Here is a 17,247-nt window from a genome sequence, read left to right as displayed (position 1 = left end):
GGCAGCCCCTCCGGCCCCCGGGGCCGCGCGCTGCCCCGGCCCGGCGGGCGGGCGCTCCTCCCCGGCGGCAGTTCCGGGGTCCCGCACGCGGCCGGCCCCGTGTACCTCGGAAGGGCGGTGCGCCCCGAAGCCGGGGAAGGGGCCGGGGTCTCGCGCACAGTGTCCCTCAGGAGGACAGGTCCCTCAGGAGGGCGGCGCGCCCGGCCCCCGGCCGTCCGAGATCTCCCCGGCCGTCGAACCCGGGCACGAGCGCAGCGGCGGCCCCGCCACACCGCAGAACCGCAGCGGCTGGTCGTCGGCGCGCGGGGCCACGGCACCGGCCTCTTCGGCCATCGCACCGCGTTCGGCCGCCTCCGCGGCCTCGGGCATCCGCCCGCGCGGCAGCGCCAGCGCGCACAGGGAGGCCAGGACGCACAGGCCCGCCAGTATCAGCATCGCCGGGCCGAACCCCTGGGCGATCTCCGCCGACGCGGCGCCCGATCCGGACCCCTGGCTCCCGGAGCCGCCGATCCCCGCCAGGACGGGGACGGCGGCCACGCCGATGAGCTGCGCGGCGCGCGCGAACGTGTTGTTCACCCCCGACGCCAGCCCCGCGTGCCGCTCGGACACCGACGCGAGCACCGTCGCCGTCAGCGGCGCCACCGTCGTCGACAGCCCCAGCGCCACCAGGAGGACCCCGGGGAGCACCCCCGTCAGGTAGGGCGCGTCCGGGCCCAGGCGGGACAGCAGCACGAACCCCGCGGCCAGCAGCAGCGGGCCCGCCACCAGCTGGGGCCGCGGGCCGATCCGGGCGGCGAGCTTGCCCGAGCGCGCGGAGAGGGCGAGCATCAGGAGCGTGATCGGCAGCGACGCGGCCCCCGCCGCGACCGGCGAGTACCCGCCCACCTCCTGGAGGTGGATGACCAGCAGGAACAGGAGGGGCCCCAGCGATCCGTAGATCAGGACCGTCGCCGCGTTCGTCACGCTGAACGGGGTGGAGGAGAAGATCCCCAGGGGCAGCATGGGGTTCGCGGTGCGCGCCTCCACCGCGAGGAAGGCGCCCAGGGACAGCACGCCGACCACCACGCCGGTCCACACGGCCGGGGTGCCGCCGACCGCGCCCCACTGGATCAGCGCGTAGGTGATCCCGCCCAGGGCCACGACCCCCAGCAGCGCGCCCGGGTAGTCCAGCCTCCGGGGGGCCTGGGCGTCGCGCGACTCCGGCACCTTGAACCAGGCGATCGCCAGCACCGCCGCGGCGATCGGCAGGTTGATGAGGAAGATGAGGCGCCAGTCGCCGATCTGTACCAGCCAGCCGCCCACGAACGGCCCCACCGCCGAGGCCACCCCGGTCAGCCCGGACCACGCCCCGATCGCCCGTGCGCGGTCCTGCTCGCGAAAGCCCGCCTGGAGGATGGCCAGGCTCCCCGGGGTGAGCAGGGCGCCGCCCACGCCCTGCACCACGCGTCCGGCGATCAGCCACTCCAGGGTGGGCGCGAACGTGCACAGCGCCGACGCCAGGGCGAACACGGCCACGCCCGCCATGAACAGGCGGACCCTGCCGAACCGGTCCGACAGGGAGCCGCTGAGCAGGATGAGCGCGGAGAGCGTCACCATGTAGCCGTTGACGATCCACTGCAACCCGGACAGCCCCGTGTCCAGGTCCTCCTGGACGGCGGGCAGCGCCACCGTCACCACCGTCGAGTCGAGGAAGGCCATCCCCGAGCCGAGCACGGTGGCGGTCAGCATCCACCGGGCGGCCGGTGTCCCCCAGGCCACCGCGCCGCTCGTCGCCGGTACCGAAGCAGATCCAGACACAGCACACACCCCCGGTCCACAGTACGGCGCGGACCCCCCCCCCCCCGGGGGGGCGCCCGTCAGTTGTGCCCGCGTTTTGGAGGGGTTGTGCGGGCCCAACACGCAGGGGAGCGCCCCCCGGAGGGAGGCCGCCGGGGCCCCCCCCCGCCCCGGCCCCCATCGCGGCCGCTCCCCACCCATTCCCCACCACCCCCACCCCCCCGCGCCCCCGGTCGGGGGCGCCCCCCCCCCCGCGGGGGGGCCCCCGCGTCTCTTGTCCCCGAGTTGTGCAGGATGTGACCTGCCCCTACTCGCTGGCGAGCGCCCCCGTGATGGAGGCCCCGGCGGCCCGGCGGGCGGGCAGCACGGACGCCAGCAGGCCCGCGAGCACGGCCACGGCGATGAACACCGCGATCTGCCCGGCCGGAACGGTGAGCACCATGTCGGGCAGGGTCGCCGCGCCCGCCGCCCAGCCGAACACCACGCCCAGCACGATGCCGATGCCGGCGCCGATCAGGCACAGCAGGACCGCCTCGACGCCCAGCATCCGGCGCAGCTGCCCCTTGGCCAGGCCCAGCGCGCGCAGCAGGGCGGACTCGCGGGTGCGCTCCAGCACCGACAGCGCCATCGTGTTGGAGATGCCGAACACCGCGATGACGATCGCCAGGCCCAGCATCGCCGCGATGGTGTAGAAGGCGATGTCCATCATGTCCGAGAACTGGTTCTTCATCTCGGCCACCGACATGACCTGCATGGTCGGGTGGTCGTCCACCGCCGTGTAGACGGCGTCGCGCACCTCGGAGGCGTCGGCGCCCTCGGCCGCGCGGACGTAGACCATCTCGCTGTCGGTGGTGTCGGGGAACAGCGTGGCGAAGTCCTCCGGGGAGACGACCGCGCCCCACAGGGTCTGGGCGTCGGCCAGGACCGCGGCGACCTCCAGGTCGACCTCGCCGTCCGGGGACGGCAGGGTGAGGGTGTCGCCCACGCCCAGGCCGCCGGCCAGCCCCTCGGAGAGCAGCACCTCGCCGGGACCGAAACCGGAGATCTCGCCCTCGACGGTCTCGCCGGTGATGTCGACGCCGAGCTCGGCGCCGTCGTAGGTGCTGACGGAGAGCGAACCCACGGGGGAGGCGTCGTAGCCCTCGACCGTGCCTCCGCGCTGGGCGATCACCTTGTCCAGGAGGGGGCTCTCCGCGAGGGCGTGCTCGACCTCGGTGGGGACGAGGGGCATGCCGGTCTCCCCGGACGCGGACGTGTCGGCCCCCTCCTCCGGGGAGGCCGCGCCGTCCTCGGCCGCGGCGTCCTCGGGCGACGCGCCGTCGGCCGGGGCCTCGCCCTCCTGCCCCTCCTGCGCGCCCTCGGGCGGGGACTGCACGGTGTCCTCGGCCGGGGCGCCGTCCGTCCCGGCGCCGTCCTGCGCGTCCTCGCCGGAGGCGCCGTCCTCCGCGGGGGCTTCCTCGGCGACGGTGTCGCCGCCGGAGGCGCCGTCCATCGAGTACTGGGCGCTGACCTGGTAGTCCACCGGGAACTGCTCGTCGAGCATCCGGGTCATGGTGGACTCCAGGGAGGCGCTGACCACCGAGTAGCCCGTGATGAGCGTGGCGCCCACCGTCAGGGCGATCATCGCGGTGGCGGCCCTGCGCGGGCTGCGGGTGGAGTTGTCCACCGCCAGCATGCTGGGCACGCCGACCCTGCGCAGCGGGACGCCGACCAGGCGGACGATGCCGCGCACCAGGAGCGGGCCCAGCACGACCACGCCCACGAAGGCGATCAGGGCGGCCGCCGTCACGATGACCGGCCCCATCTGGTTCGGGCCGGACACCTGCGTCAGGGCCACCAGCGCGGCCGAGACCAGGAAGGTCAGGACGCCGAACACGACGCGCATCCAGCCGGTGCCCTTCTCCAGGCCGCCCGCGGTCGCGCTGGTGCGCAGCGCGGCCAGCGGCGGGACCCGGGTGGCCCGCGTGGCCGGGACCAGGGCGGAGCAGACGGTCACCACGGTGCCGACCGCCAGGCCCACGATCACGGCAGACGGCGTGATCACCACGGGGACCGAGCCGCCCATGCCCAGCAGCGGGCCGCCGAACGCCGCACCGGCCATGCCGATGCCGACGCCCGCCAGGACGCCGAGGGCGGAGGCGATCAGCCCGACCGCCACCGACTCCAGCAGGACGGACCGGAACACCTGGCCGCGCTTGGCGCCGACGCAGCGCAGGAGGGCCATCTCCCGCTGGCGCTGCGCGATGAGGATGGCGAAGGTGTTGTAGATGACGATCCCCGCCACGAACATGGCGATGAACGCGAACAGCAGCAGCGCGGTCCGCATCATCGCGGTGTCGCCGCCGGCGGACTCGGCCATCTCCAGGCCGAAGGCCTCGCCCGTCTGCACGTCCGCGCTGTCGCCCAGCAGGGCCGCGACGGCCTCGGCGGCCTGCTCGTCGGTGTGGCCCTCCGAGGCGAGCACGTCGATCTCGGTGTAGCCGGTGGCGCCGGTCATCTCCCCGACGGTGTCGGGGGAGAAGACGAGCGCGCCGCCGTAGCTGTAGCCCGGGTCCACGCCGAAGTCGACCAGGCCGGTCACGGTGAACTCGCGCTCCTCCTGCGCGGGGTCGAGCACCGTCACCGTGTCGCCGACCCCGAAGCCCGCCTGCTCGGCGGTGGAGCTGGCCAGGGCCAGCTCGTCGGGGCCCCCGGGCAGCTCGCCCTCGTCCGCGGAGAAGCGGCTGGTCTCCCCGATGGAGATGGCGGCGGGCGGCATGAAGCCGAACGCGCGGCCGTCACGGTCCAGGAGCACGGCCTGTCCGCTGACGATGCCGTCGGCCCCGGCCACCTCGGGCAGGGCCCGGACGCCGTCCAGCTGGGCCTCGGTCAGCGGTTCCGGCTCCGAGGGCTCCGCCGGGTCCGCCGGCTCCTCGGCGGCGGGGACCGCGATCGCGTCGACGCTGGTCGCGGAGCCCATGACGGACTTCTCGTAGTTGGCGTTCAGCGTGTCGGCGAACACCATCGTGCCGGAGACGAACATGACGCCGAGCAGGATGGCCATCACCGTGGTGAAGTACCGGGACTTGTGCATCCGCAGCCCGGCGAGTGTGGTGCGCAGCATGGATCAGACCTCTTCCAGCTTCAGCAGCCGCGCGGAGACCAGTTCGGCGGTGGGCTCGAGGACCTCGTCCACCAGGCGGCCGTCGCGGAGGAACACCACGCGGTCGGCGTAGGAGGCCGCGACGGGGTCGTGGGTGACCATGACGATGGTCTGGTGCAGGTCGCGGGCGGAGCCGCGCAGGAAGGCCAGGACCTCCGAGCCCGAACGCGAGTCCAGGTTGCCGGTGGGCTCGTCGGCGTAGACGACCTCGGGGGCGTTGAGCAGGGCGCGGGCGACGGCCACGCGCTGCTGCTGCCCGCCGGAGAGCTTCGCGGGCAGGTGGTGGAGCCGGTCGCGCAGGCCGACCACGTCGACGATGTGCTCGAAGCGCTCCTTGTCGACCGCGCGCCTGGCGATCTGGGAGGGCAGCAGGATGTTCTGCTCGGCCGTGAGCATCGGCAACAGGTTGAACGACTGGAAGATGAACCCGATCCGGTCGCGGCGCAGCAGGGTCAGCTCGGCGTCGCGCAGACCGGTGATCTGGGTGCGCCCCAGGTGCACGGTGCCGGACGTCGCCACGTCCAGCCCGGCCAGGCAGTGCATCAGCGTGGACTTGCCGGAGCCGGAGGGGCCCATGATCGCGGTGAACGCGCCCCGGTGGAACTCCACGTCGACCCCGGCCAGGGCGTGGACCTTGCTGTCGCCGGTGTCGTAGGTCTTGGTGAGGCCCCGCGCGACCACGACCGGTGGCGAGGCGACCGGGGGGACGGTTTTCACAGTGGACTCGGTCACGACAGACAGCTCCAGAGACGGTGGGACGACGGATGTACGGGAGGTGGTTGATCGGTGTTGCCCGCGCCGGGGGACCTCTCGTCCGGCCCGGCACACCACAACGCTAGGGCCGCGGGGGCCGCCGGGGCGTCCACCGCTGGGCCGATCCCGGGGTCGGCCGAAGGAGGGGTGCGCGGCGGGTTCGGGACTCCTTCGTCTGGCCGACCCGCCGACTTTCGTCGGGGGCGGCCCCGTCACTGTCCGTGTTATTCGGCCGACATGGCGGCTATGACCTGCGATGACGCGAAAGTCGAATGGTCGTGGCGGCGCGGCGGGACGGCCGTCGGACGCGGGGGACCGGCGGGAGCCGCCCGTAGAATCCGCACCATGAGGACCTGGGTCAACGACAGGGGGCGGTCCGTCGGCGCCCGGTGGCGGAGCAACTGGCAGTGGTGGTGGGACCGCAGGCTCCGCATCGCCGACTGGCTCTACGCCCTGGGGACCCTTCCGCTGAGCCTGCTCCTCCAGGTGGGCGCGAACGGTGTCTTCCGAGGTGCGTTCGAGTCCGGATCCGCCGTCCTCTCGCGCTCCGGGTCCGTGAGCGCGATGATCGCGCTGCTCGGCCTCGCCGTCGTCCTCTCCGTGGTCCCGGCCTTCGCGGCGGCCGCCGCCATCCTGTTCCGGCGCACCCGGCCCAAGTGGCTGCTCCTGATCGCGGTCGTCCTCCTGGCGGGCTTCGGCAACTTCGTCCCGGCCTCGATCGCCATCTACTCCTACGCCGTCTACTTCGACAACCGCAGGCTGGTCGCCGCCTGGTTCGCCCTGCTGTGCCTGGCCACCGGCGGCGGATACGGGACCAACGGCCTCACGTACGTCATCGCCGTGGTGTTCTTCCTCGTCGTCCCGGTGACGGCGGGCCTGTGGATCGGGACCAGGCGCCAGCTGGTCGAACGGCTCCACGAGCGGGCCGAGAGACTCGAACGCGAACAGCACCTGATGGCCGAGCAGGCCCTCACCACCGAGCGCACCCGTATCGCCCGGGAGATGCACGACGTGGTCGCCCACCGGGTCAGCCTCATGGTGCTGCACGCGGGCGGGCTGGAGGTGTCCTCGGAGGACGCCCGGACGGTGGAGGCCGCGGGTCTGATCCGCACCACGGGACGGGAGGCGCTGTCCGAGCTGCGCGGGATCCTCGGAGTGCTGCGCGACGAGACGACCGCCGCCGCGCCCACGGCGCCCCAGCCCGTCCTGGCGGACCTGGACCGGCTCGTCGCCGAGTGGAGCGCCGCGGGCATGGTCGTGCGCAGGGAGGAGACGGGGCGGGTGCGGCCCCTGGCGCCGGGGATCGAGCGCACCGCCTACCGGATCGTCCAGGAGGGGCTGACCAACGCGGCCAAGCACGCCCCCGGTGCGGAGGTCGCCGTGCGCCTGCACCACGGCCCCCGCCAGGTCGAGGTCGAGGTCGCCAACGAGCCCGCGCCCGCGCCGACCGTGCCCATGCCGCAGAGCGGGTTCGGGCTGACCGGCCTCCACGAGCGCGTGGTGCTGGCGGGGGGCAGCCTCAGCGCGGGGGTGTGCCCCGACGGGGGGTGGCGGATGCGCGCTATCTTGCCAACCGACGGCCGCCCGGACCGGGACGCGGAGTGAACCCCGCCGAGGGGCCCGGGCGCCCCGGCCCGCCGGGCCGCCGCGCCCGGGGCCGCCGACGGCGGCCGGCGCGGTCGCCGCTGCCTTCGCACACCGACACGAGAGGACCCGCACGGTGATCCGCACACTCCTGGTCGACGACGAACTCCTGGTCAGGTCGGGGTTGCGGATGATCCTGGACTCCGCCCCCGACATCGAGGTCGTGGGGGAGGGGGGAGACGGGGAGGAGGCCGTACGCCTCGCCGAGGAGCTCCGCCCCGACGTGGTCCTGCTGGACATCCGCATGCCCGGCACCGACGGGATCACCGCCGCCGGCCGCCTCACGTCCCTGTCCGAACCGCCCCGCGTGGTCCTGCTGACCACGTTCGACCTGGACGAGTACGTGCACAGCGCGCTGCGCGCCGGGGCGGTGGGCTTCCTGCTCAAGGACACGCCGCCGCGCGACCTCATCGCCGCGGTGCGCACCGTGCACGAGGGCCACGCCATGCTCGCCCCCAGCGTCACGAAGCGCATGCTCGAACGCTTCGCCTCGCCCGCTCCCGCCGACTCGGCCGCGGGGCGCGAGGAGGCGGCGCGGCGCCTGTCGGTGCTGAGCGAGCGGGAGCGGTCGGTGCTCGTGGCGGTGGCCCAGGGCATGTCCAACGCCGAGGCGGGCCGGGCCCTGGGGATGCGGGAGGCCACGGTGAAGGCGCACGTCAGCCGCATCCTGGCCAAGATGGGCATGTCCAACCGGGTCCAGGCCGCCATCCTCGCCCACGACGCGGGGTGGGCCTGAACCGTTGCGGGGAGCCCCGGCACGGGCCGCGGCTGTCGTCCGAGGCCCGGCGCGGCAGGAGGACATCCGTCTCCGACAGATCCCGCGCACGTCCACCGACCGGCACGGAGGTGCCCATGCCCCCACTGATGAAGTTGACCGCGATCACACTCGACTGCGCTGATCCTGTGGCCCTGGCGGCGTTCTACCAGCAGGCCACCGGCCTCGAACCCCACCCGGGATCGGGTGCCGACTTCGCCGGCCTCACACGGGGGGACGGGCTCTTCGTCGGCTTCCAGCGGGTCGACGGCTACCGGGCTCCGCGCTGGCCCGACCAGACCGTCCCCCAGCAGTCCCACCTCGACTTCGCGGTCGAGGACCTGGACGAGGCGGAGGCCCGGCTGCTGGAGCTGGGCGCGGGCAGACCGGACCACCAGCCGGGCAAGGGGGTGTGGCGGGTCCTCACCGACCCGGCCGGCCATCCCTTCTGCCTGGTGAGGGGCTGAGAGCCCGTATCCCGTCCGGCGAGACAACCGTCACTCCGCGCGGCGCGGCGACGGGCGGCGCCGCCCGCGCCGACGCGGTGGGGCCGCATCGGGGCAGGTCCGGCCGCTTGGTGGCGATATGGAGGGCGATGTCGCTCTCCGCCTCAGTTGCGTCTACCGGCCGGTAGCTCGGTACGCTGCAATGCGATCCCACCCCCGGAACATCACGTCGTGGCTGATCACAGCAGCCGCAGGAGAAGAGGAGCCCCTATGTCGCGCTCGGTACTGGTCACCGGCGGCAACCGCGGAATCGGCCTGGCCATCGCCCGTGAGCTGGCCGCCGGTGGAGACTCCGTCGCGGTGACCTACCGTTCCGGCGAACCGCCGGAGGGCCTGCTCGGCGTCCGCTGCGACATCACCGACTCCGCCCAGGTGGACGCCGCCTTCAAGGAGGTCGAGGAGGCGCAGGGCCCCGTCGAGGTGCTCGTCGCCAACGCCGGGATCACCAAGGACCAGCTCCTGGCCCTGATGAGCGAGGACGACTTCTCGTCCGTCGTGGACACCAACCTCACCGGTTCGTTCCGCGTCACCAAGCGCGCGGTGCGCGGCATGATGCGCAAGCGCTCCGGCCGCGTCGTCCTCATCTCGTCCGTGGTGGGCCTCCTCGGCTCCGGCGGCCAGGCCAACTACGCCGCGTCCAAGGCCGGCCTGGTCGGCTTCGGGCGCTCCCTCGCCCGCGAGCTCGGCTCGCGCAACATCACGGTCAACGTGGTCGCCCCCGGCTTCGTCGAGACCGACATGACCGCGGTCCTGAGCGAGGACCGCCAGGCGGAGATCAAGAAGAACGTCCCGCTGGGGCGCCTCGGCTCGGCCGAGGACATCGCCAGGACCGTGAGCTTCCTCACCGGCCCGGGGGGCGCCTACATCACCGGCGCCGTCATCCCCGTGGACGGCGGCCTCGGCATGGGGCACTGAGCCGCCCCGCCCGGCCGCCGGCCGTTCCCCGCACTCCGCAGACCGCAGCCACCGGAGCTCCCCCTCCGGAACAGCAAGACAGGACGGACCACCCGAACCATGGGAATCCTCGAAGGTAAGCGCATCCTCGTCACCGGGGTGCTCACCGACTCCTCCATCGCCTTCCACGTGGCGCGCCTCGCCCAGGAGCAGGGCGCCACGCTCGTGCTCACCGGTTACGGCCGGATGAGCCTGGTGGAGCGCATCGCCAAGCGCCTGCCCGAGACGCCCCCCGTCCTGGAGCTCGACGTCACCGACGACGAGCAGCTCGGCACCCTCGCGGCCCGCGTCGGCGAGCACGTCGACGGCCTCGACGGCATCGTCCACTCCATCGGGTTCACGCCGCAGGACGCCCTGGGCGGGAACTTCCTCAACACGGAGTGGCCGGACGTGGCCACCGCCATGCACACGTCCACGTTCTCCCTGAAGTCCCTGACCACCTCCCTGATGCCGCTGATGGGCGGGGGCGGCTCGGTCGTGGCCCTCGACTTCGACAACAGCGTGTCCTACCCCACCTACGACTGGATGGGCGTCGCGAAGTCCGCGCTCGCCTCCACCGCCCGCTACCTGGCGCGCTACGTCGGCGACCGGGACATCCGGGTCAACCTGGTCTCCGCCGGGCCGCTCAGCACCATGGCCGCCCGCAGCATCCCCGGCTTCGCCGAACTGGCCCAGAACTGGCCCGAGCGCGCCCCGCTGGGCTGGGACATGACCAACCCTGAGCCCGCGGCGAAGGCCGTCGTGGCGCTGCTGTCCGACTGGTTCCCGGCGACGACCGGCGAGACCGTCCACGTCGACGGCGGCTTCCACTCCACCGGGGCCTGACCCGGCCGCCGGAGGCCCGCACCCCGGTGCGGTAGGTTGACGCGGTCGGGGGTCCCTGGGCTCCCGACCGCGTGCCGTCCCGGGGCCGGTCGCGGCGTGTGCACCCGTGTGCCCGGCGCCTTCCGTGTGACCCTGGTGGACGGCCGCGAAAACCCGGGAAGCACGACGGCGTCGGAGGTACGGACGGATGGATCTGGGACTGTCAGGGGCACGGGTGGTCGTCACCGGGGCGAGCCGCGGGATCGGCCGCGCCGTCGCCCAGGCGTTCGCGGAGGAGGGCGCCGACCTCGCGATCTGCGCCCGCGGCCCCGAACCCCTCGCCCGGGCCGCCGAGGAGCTGCGCGGGACCGGCGTGAAGGTGTTCTCCCGCGAGCTGGACGTCACGGACCACGACGCGCTGCCGTCCTTCGTCGACGAGGCGGTGACGGCGCTCGGCGGGCTGGACGTGCTGGTGTCCAACGTGTCCGGCGGCAGCGCCCCCACCGCGGACCAGTGGCAGCGCGGGTTCGACGCCGACCTGATGCCGTTCGTGCGGCTGACCGGGGCGGCCGGCCCCCATCTGCGCGCCTCCGGGCGCGGCGGCGCGGTCGTGCTGGTCTCCACGACCTCCGCACTGCACACCACCGCGCCCGCCGGGCCGCGGTCCTACGGCGCCGTCAAGGCGGCGCTCAACCACCACGCGTCCTCGCTGGCCCGTGCGTGGGCGCCGGACGGGGTGCGGGTCAACACCGTCTCTCCCGGTCCGACCGAGTTCCCCGGCGGGGGGTGGGAGCGCCGCCGCGAGAACGACCCCGCGTTCTACGAGAGCATCCGCGAGCGCATCCCCTACGGACGCCTGGGCCGCCCCGAGGAGGTCGCCCGCTCGGTGGTCTTCCTCGCCAGCCCGGCGGCCTCGTTCGTCACCGGGCAGAACCTGGTCGTCGACGGGGGCTTCCTCGACCGGGTCTGAGCCCGGGGCACCGGTCGGCGGGGCGCGCACCCCTCCTCGGCGAGGGCGCACGGGCCACCGCCCGGCCACGTCGTCCTCCGGCTGCCCGATGCCGCCCTCCTCGCGGGCGCCCGCGCCACCGCCACCGCCACCGCCGTACGGCTGTATGGTCACGTCGGAGCCCTGGTACCGTCTTGCGGTGCCCAGAACCGCAGACCACGCCCACCGGCGGGCGCAGATCACCGGGGCCGTGTGCGAGCTGATCGCCGACAGCGGCCTCGGCTCCGTCACCGTGGCCCGCACCGCCGCCCGCGCGGGGATGTCGGTCGGGCTCGTGCAGCACTACTTCCCGTCCAAGGACGACATGCTGCTGCACGCGTTCGAGCGCGTCAGCGGCGACGTCGCCGCCCGTGTCGCCGACATCGTCAGGACGGGCGCCCGCCACGAGCGGACCATCGCCGAGATCCTCGGCGCGGCCCTGGCCGAGCACCTGCCGCTGGACGGGCCCCGACGCGCGGAGTTCCGCGTGATCCGGACCTTCGCCGGACGGGCGCTGGACAACCCGGCCCTGGCCGAGGTGGACGCCCGGGCCGGAGCCGCCATGCACGCCGAACTCGTCCGCGCCGTGGGCAACGGCGTGGAGTGCGGCGAGGTGGCGCCCGACCTCGACGCCGACGCGGCCGCCGCCCGCCTGGGCGCGGTCACGGAGGGGCTGGCCACCCGGGTCCACCGGGGGAGCCCCGGCGCCGCCGAGCTGGCGCGGGCGGTGCTCGGGGCCGAGCTCGCCTCCGTCTTCACGGGTGAGTGCCGCCAGTACGCCCGCTGAGGGCCGTCCCGCCCCGTCCCGGCCGGGACGCCGAGCCCGGGCGACCGAGTGGGGCTACCCCTCGCGCAGGATCCGGACCAGGAGGGTCGAGCGCTCCAGGGCGGCGTTGTCGCGCACGCCCGTCTCCAGCGCGCCCGCGGTGGCGTCCACGACCGACACGTGCCGGGTGGCGCGCGTCAGCGCCGTGTACACCTGAGGGCGTGACACGGGGACCTCGGGCGGGAACACCGCCACCACGGCGGGCCAGAGGCCGCCGTGCGCGGCGGCCACCGTCACCGCCCAGCCGTGGCGCAGCGCCGCCGGGTCGGCGACCCTCACCCGGGCGCCGCCGGAGAGCTCCACCACGGCCTCCCCGTCCACCTCGCGCAGGTACCCGGTGTCGCCCGGGGCGAAGCCGGGTCCCGAGGCGGCCAGCAGCACCCGGTCGCCGACGTCGAACCCCCCGTGCGCGCCGGGGCCGGGGTTCAACCGCTCCTTGCACCCGGCGTTGAGCGAGCGCGTGCCCGCCGGTCCGTCCTCGCGGGCGGCCACCACCTGGACGTCCTCGGAGCCGATGCCCAGCGCGCGCGGGATGGAGTCGGTCACCAGCTGTACCACCCGGTGCGCGGCCTCCTCCGCGGAGGAGGCGGGCACCCGCACGACCTCGCGCCCGGGCGCCTCCACCTCGGGGACGCCGCCGGAGGCCACGGCCGCCGCGAGTTCGGCGAGGGGCCCGGGGGCCTCGGCGCCGGCGATCTCCGCCACGTGCGCGGTCCGCGAGGCGGCGATGTCGAGCGCGACCCGCCCCGGTGCGGCGGACGGGGCCTGGTGGGGGTCGGCCACGAGGACCAGGTGGGCCCCGTCGGGGCACGCCGCGGCCAGTTCGGCGGCGCGGGCGGCGCCCACGGACATGGCCTCGCACAGCACGACGAGCCCGACCGCCAGGGGAGCCCCGGCCGTCAGGGCGGCCAGCGGGACCGCGCGCAGGGGCGCGGGCGCTGCGGGGCCGTCCCCGGCGTCCCCGCCCTCCGGAGATCCTTGTTCGCCGTCCCCGGCGTCCTCCCCGTCCCCGGCGTCCTCCCCGGGGGCGCCGGGGGTCCCGGAGCCCTCCTCCTCGGCCGGTCCGCCCCCGCCGCCGGGGTCCCCGGCCGGGGAGGGGGCCGCTGCCCGGTCCCCCTCGCCGGAGGCGTCCCGCGCGGGGCCGTCGCCGGGCCCGGCGTCCGTCCCGCGGACGCGCGCGATCTCGGCGTCGAGGGCCGCCGCGGCCTGTGCGGTCGGCGCGGCCACCGCGATCCCCACCCGGCTGTCGGCGGCGATCGCGTGCAGGCAGAGCAGGGCCCTGGCGATCTCCCCGGCGTCGCCCGGTCCGTGGCTCAGCACGGTCACCGGGCGCAGGGCCGCGGTCACCACGGCCTCGCGGGTCCGGTCGGAGACCGAGAACCCGCCCCGCTCCTCGGCGGCCTCCACGGTCTCCCCGGCGGTCGCCGTGTCCATGATCGGGTCGTTGCCGCTGATCAGCCGCAGCAGTTCCTCGCCCAGGCGCTGTTCGGCGCCGCCCACGTCCGCCAGGGCGTAGTAGCGGTCGGTGTCCTCGGGCAGCTCCGGGACCCCGCCCTCCTCGAAGTCGAAGTCGTCGTCGGGCTCGTCGGTGCTCTCCAGCACCACCGCGCTCCCGTCGGCCGCGGCCGCCTCCAGGGCCGCCGCGGGGGCGGCCACCCCGAGCTTGCCGACGGCCGCCGCGAGCCGCTTCTCCTCCACGACGGTGTTGCCGCGGCGTGCGGCCAGCCGCAGCACGTGGGCGGTCAGGGCCGTCAGGCGGCGGGGGTCGTCGGGGCGGGCGGCGTCGCCCAGGCGCCTGCGCGCGCAGAAGTCGGCCTGTTCCACGGTCACCTGCGGGAGGCGCAGCAGCAGCCAGGGGTTCGCGTCCAGGTCCGCGGCGGCGCCCGGTCCCAGTGCGGCCAGCAGCCGGGGAGCCAGGGCGCCGGGGGCGCCCATCCGGTCAAGGACGGCGTTGACCTGTTCGACAGCCTCGGACACCTCGGGTGGTTCCCCTCGTCACGCGGTTCGTGGACCCTGGGAGCCTATCGACTCGCGGTGACGTTCCGGTCCGGCGCCGACCCGCGCCGAGCTGCGCCGAGCTGCGGGCGGGCCGGCGGCGGGGTGCGTCCGCTCAGGCTCCGCGCCGAGCGCGCCCGCCCCCGCGCCCCCCGGCGGGCCCGTCGCCCCCGCCCACGACCTCGTGTACCGCGAGACAGGGGTCGGTGGTCGGGGAGGACTCCTGGATGCTGGTCGCCGCGCGCAGGGCGCTCGCGCGGAACAGGGCCCGGGAGGGCTCGTCCACGCCGGCCAGCACGCGCTCCTCGACGCGGTCCACCCGGTCGCGGGCGCCGGCCAGCACCTCGCGCCCGCGCTCGGTGGCGCACACCCGCCGCACCCGGCGGTCGCCGGGGTCGACCCGGCGGCGCACCAGCCCGGCCTCCTCCAGGTCGTCGAGCAGGTAGGTCATCACGCTGCGGTCGATCAGCAGGCGCTCGGCCAGGGCCGCCTGGGTGGGCGGCTCGGCGTGGACCGCCGCGGTGAGGACGTGGTAGCCGCGGCTGCCGTGCGGGATGTCGGTGAGCGAGGCCTCCGTGAGCTCGTGCCAGCGGCGCAGCACGACGGCCAGGGACCACCCCAGGGTCGTGCCGGGTCCGCTGTCCGGAGTGGTGGTCGTCATGTCCCCGAGAGTATCAGGAATACGTGGTGGCTAAGATAAGTTGTTGCCAACATCATTTGCTGAACAAACTAGTTTCGCCCCCTCCGAGGAGAAGCCCCATGCCCGACTACGGACATCCGCTGGAGTTCGGCGCCTTCGTCACGCCCGCGGCGCAGGACCCCGACCGGGCCGTCACCCTGGCCGAAATCGCGGACGAGGCGGGGCTGGACCTGGTCACCTACCAGGACCACCCCTACAACCCCGCGTTCCTCGACACCTGGACCCTGCTCAGCTGGGTGGCCGCCCGCACCACCCGGATCAGGGTGTCCGGCAACGTGCTCAACCTGCCCCTGCGCGGCCCCGCGATGCTGGCCCGCTCGGCGGCCAGTCTCGACCTGCTCTCCCGCGGCCGGTTCGAGCTCGGCCTCGGCGCCGGGGCCTTCTGGGACGGCATCGAGGCCATGGGCGCGCGACGCCTGACCCCGCGCCAGTCCGTCGACGCGCTCGGCGAGGGCATCGACGTCATCCGGGCCGTCTGGGACACCGACGCCCGCGGCGGGGTCCGCCTCGACGGCGAGCACCACTCCGTCCGGGGCATGAAGAGGGGGCCCGCCCCCGCCCACGACATCGGCATCCACCTCGGCGCCTACAAGCCCCGCATGCTCCGCCTGGTCGGAGCCAAGGCCGACGGCTGGCTGCCCAGCCTCGGCTACCTGCGGCCCGAGGACATGGCCTCGTCCAACAAGACCGTCGACGAGGCCGCCCTGGAGGCCGGCCGCGACCCCCGACAGGTCCGCCGGATGCTCAACCTCGCCCAGAACGCCTTCCTGCCGACGAACCGCGGCTTCCTCCAGGGGCCGCCCGAGCAGTGGGTGGAGGAACTGCTCCCGCTCGTCCTCGAACACGGCTTCTCCACGTTCATCGCCGCCTCCGACGACCCCCGCACCCTCCAGACCCTCGCGGCCGAGGTCGCCCCGGCCCTGCGTGAGGCCGTGGCCGCCGAGCGCGCCGGAGCGGGCACCCCGACGGGGCCGGTCCGCCCCGTCGCCGCCCTGGCCGCCCGCCGCACCGGCATCGACTACGACGCCGTCCCCGAGGCCCTGCGCGCCGACGCCGTCGAGCCCGGGGACAAGGGCTACGCCAAGGTCCGCCACGGCTACATGCAGCACGGCAGCCCCGGACTGGTCCTGCGGCCGGGCGACGCCGAAGGGGTCGCCTCGGCCCTGGCCTACGCACGGGCCCAGGACGCCCCGCTCCACGTCCGCAGCGGCGGCCACGGCATCAGCGGCCGCTCCACCGGCGACGGCGGCGTCGTGGTCGACCTCTCCCGCATGGACGGCGTCCGGGTCCTGGACCCCGGCACCGGACTGGTGCGGCTCGGCGCCGGGGCCCGCTGGGGCGCCGTCGCCTCCGCGCTGGCACCCCACGGGCTCGCGCTCGGCTCGGGCGACCACGGGGGCGTCGGGGTCGGCGGCCTGGCCACCACCGGCGGGCTGGGCTACCTCTCCCGCGCCCACGGGCTGACCATCGACAACATCACCGCCGTCGAGGTCGTCACCGCCGACGGGGAGCTCGTGCGGGCCGACGCCGACCACCGCCCCGACCTGTTCTGGGCGATGCGCGGCGCGGGCGCCAACTTCGGGGTGCTGACCGCCGTCGAGGCCACCGCCGCACCGCTCCGCGACGTCGTCCTCGGCCAGTTCGCCTACGACGCGAGCGACACGGCCGGGTTCCTGCGGGCCTGGGGCGAGATCGCCGAGGCCGCGCCCCGCGAGGTCACCGCGTTCCTCACCACCGGTCCCGGGCGCGGGGGCGGCGGCCCCGTCGCGCAGGCGATGGTGGTCTACGCCGGGGACGACACCGACCTGGCGGTGCGGGCCCTCGAACCGTTCCTCGCGGCGGGGCCGGTGCTGGACCAGCGCGCCCAGGTCGCGCCCTACCCGGCGATCCTGCCCCATGACGACGCCCCGCACCGGGGCCACGGGCTGCCCGCGTCGCGGAGCGGGCTGCTGCGGCACATCACGCCCGAGCTGGCCGGGGGCATGGCCGAGCTGCTCGCCTCCGGCGACACGTACTTCATGCAGCTCCGGCAGGTCGGCGGGGCCGTCAACGACGTCCCCGCCGACGCCACCGCCTACGCCCACCGGACCCAGAACTTCTGCCTGGCCACCATGTCCTCGGGGCCGCGCGTGCCGCGCATGGACGAGCGCTGGGCGGAGCTGGAGGAGCACCTGGAGGGGATGTACCTCAGCTTCGACACCAGGACCGGGCCGGAGGTCCTCGCGCGGGCCTTCCCCGAACCCGTCCTGGGCAGACTGCGCGGCCTCAAGGCCGAGTACGACCCCGGGAACCTGTTCGACAAGAACTTCCCGATCCCGCCCGCGACCCGGGACTGAGCGGGAGGGAGGGCGCGGCCGGGGGAGGGCCGGGGTGCGGCGTCCGACCGGGGGAGCCGGCGGCCGGAG

13 protein-coding genes are annotated in these 17,247 nt (G+C 75.1%); 8 read left to right on the top strand and 5 right to left on the bottom strand.

Going from position 1 to position 17,247, the window contains the following annotated elements:
* Positions 1 to 183: 183 nt before the first annotated feature.
* The 3 genes from ABZ234_RS26900 to ABZ234_RS26890 all read right to left on the bottom strand — a co-directional run bounded on the left by ABZ234_RS26900 (position 184) and on the right by ABZ234_RS26890 (position 5,650).
* Entirely contained in the window at positions 184 to 1,797 is a 1,614-nt protein-coding gene (locus tag ABZ234_RS26900; RefSeq protein WP_355013891.1) for an MFS transporter, read from the bottom strand.
* Between the two features lie 286 nt (positions 1,798 to 2,083).
* Complete coding sequence (locus ABZ234_RS26895) at positions 2,084 to 4,879, bottom strand: FtsX-like permease family protein (protein WP_355013890.1); 2,796 nt, start codon at positions 4,877 to 4,879, stop codon at positions 2,084 to 2,086.
* A gap of 3 nt (positions 4,880 to 4,882) precedes the next feature.
* Positions 4,883 to 5,650, bottom strand: coding sequence for an ABC transporter ATP-binding protein (locus ABZ234_RS26890; protein WP_355013889.1), 768 nt, complete (start codon positions 5,648 to 5,650; stop codon positions 4,883 to 4,885).
* 366 nt (positions 5,651 to 6,016) lie between these two features.
* Here ABZ234_RS26890 and ABZ234_RS26885 point away from each other — a divergent pair, with 366 nt between their 5' ends.
* From ABZ234_RS26885 to ABZ234_RS26855, 7 genes are all read left to right on the top strand, one after another.
* A complete protein-coding gene (locus tag ABZ234_RS26885) occupies positions 6,017 to 7,276 on the top strand; it encodes a histidine kinase (RefSeq protein ID WP_355013888.1) in 1,260 nt (419 codons plus the stop codon).
* 115 nt (positions 7,277 to 7,391) lie between these two features.
* Positions 7,392 to 8,051 carry a response regulator transcription factor gene (locus ABZ234_RS26880; protein WP_355013887.1) on the top strand — a complete coding sequence of 220 codons (660 nt, stop codon included), beginning with the start codon at positions 7,392 to 7,394 and terminating at the stop codon, positions 8,049 to 8,051.
* 116 nt (positions 8,052 to 8,167) lie between these two features.
* On the top strand, positions 8,168 to 8,536 hold the full coding sequence (locus ABZ234_RS26875) for a VOC family protein (RefSeq protein ID WP_355013886.1): 369 nt from the start codon (positions 8,168 to 8,170) through the stop codon (positions 8,534 to 8,536).
* A 249-nt stretch (positions 8,537 to 8,785) separates the two neighbouring features.
* Positions 8,786 to 9,490 (top strand): beta-ketoacyl-ACP reductase, encoded by a 705-nt coding sequence (locus ABZ234_RS26870; RefSeq protein ID WP_355013885.1) that lies wholly within the window; start codon positions 8,786 to 8,788, stop codon positions 9,488 to 9,490.
* 99 nt (positions 9,491 to 9,589) lie between these two features.
* Positions 9,590 to 10,354 carry an enoyl-ACP reductase FabI gene (fabI, locus tag ABZ234_RS26865; RefSeq protein ID WP_267949231.1) on the top strand — a complete coding sequence of 255 codons (765 nt, stop codon included), beginning with the start codon at positions 9,590 to 9,592 and terminating at the stop codon, positions 10,352 to 10,354.
* A 187-nt stretch (positions 10,355 to 10,541) separates the two neighbouring features.
* Positions 10,542 to 11,303: an SDR family oxidoreductase gene (locus ABZ234_RS26860; RefSeq protein WP_344184903.1), complete on the top strand. Its 762-nt coding sequence runs from the start codon at positions 10,542 to 10,544 to the stop codon at positions 11,301 to 11,303.
* Positions 11,304 to 11,481: 178 nt separating this feature from the next.
* The gene (locus tag ABZ234_RS26855) at positions 11,482 to 12,108 is read left to right on the top strand and encodes a TetR/AcrR family transcriptional regulator (protein ID WP_267949233.1); all 627 of its coding nucleotides are present in this window, start codon (positions 11,482 to 11,484) and stop codon (positions 12,106 to 12,108) included.
* Between the two features lie 54 nt (positions 12,109 to 12,162).
* Here ABZ234_RS26855 and ABZ234_RS26850 read toward each other — a convergent pair whose 3' ends face one another.
* A complete protein-coding gene (locus ABZ234_RS26850; RefSeq protein ID WP_355013884.1) occupies positions 12,163 to 14,124 on the bottom strand; it encodes a helix-hairpin-helix domain-containing protein in 1,962 nt (653 codons plus the stop codon).
* 133 nt (positions 14,125 to 14,257) lie between these two features.
* Entirely contained in the window at positions 14,258 to 14,803 is a 546-nt protein-coding gene (locus ABZ234_RS26845) for a MarR family transcriptional regulator (RefSeq protein ID WP_355013883.1), read from the bottom strand.
* A gap of 98 nt (positions 14,804 to 14,901) precedes the next feature.
* On the opposite strand from ABZ234_RS26845, the gene ABZ234_RS26840 reads away from it, so the two are divergent.
* The gene (locus tag ABZ234_RS26840) at positions 14,902 to 17,178 is read left to right on the top strand and encodes an LLM class flavin-dependent oxidoreductase (protein ID WP_344184013.1); all 2,277 of its coding nucleotides are present in this window, start codon (positions 14,902 to 14,904) and stop codon (positions 17,176 to 17,178) included.
* Positions 17,179 to 17,247: the final 69 nt, after the last annotated feature.

Source organism: Nocardiopsis sp. NPDC006198 (assembly GCF_040613895.1).
Taxonomy (GTDB): domain Bacteria; phylum Actinomycetota; class Actinomycetes; order Streptosporangiales; family Streptosporangiaceae; genus Nocardiopsis; species Nocardiopsis tropica.
This window is presented reverse-complemented; position numbering and strand designations above follow the sequence as displayed.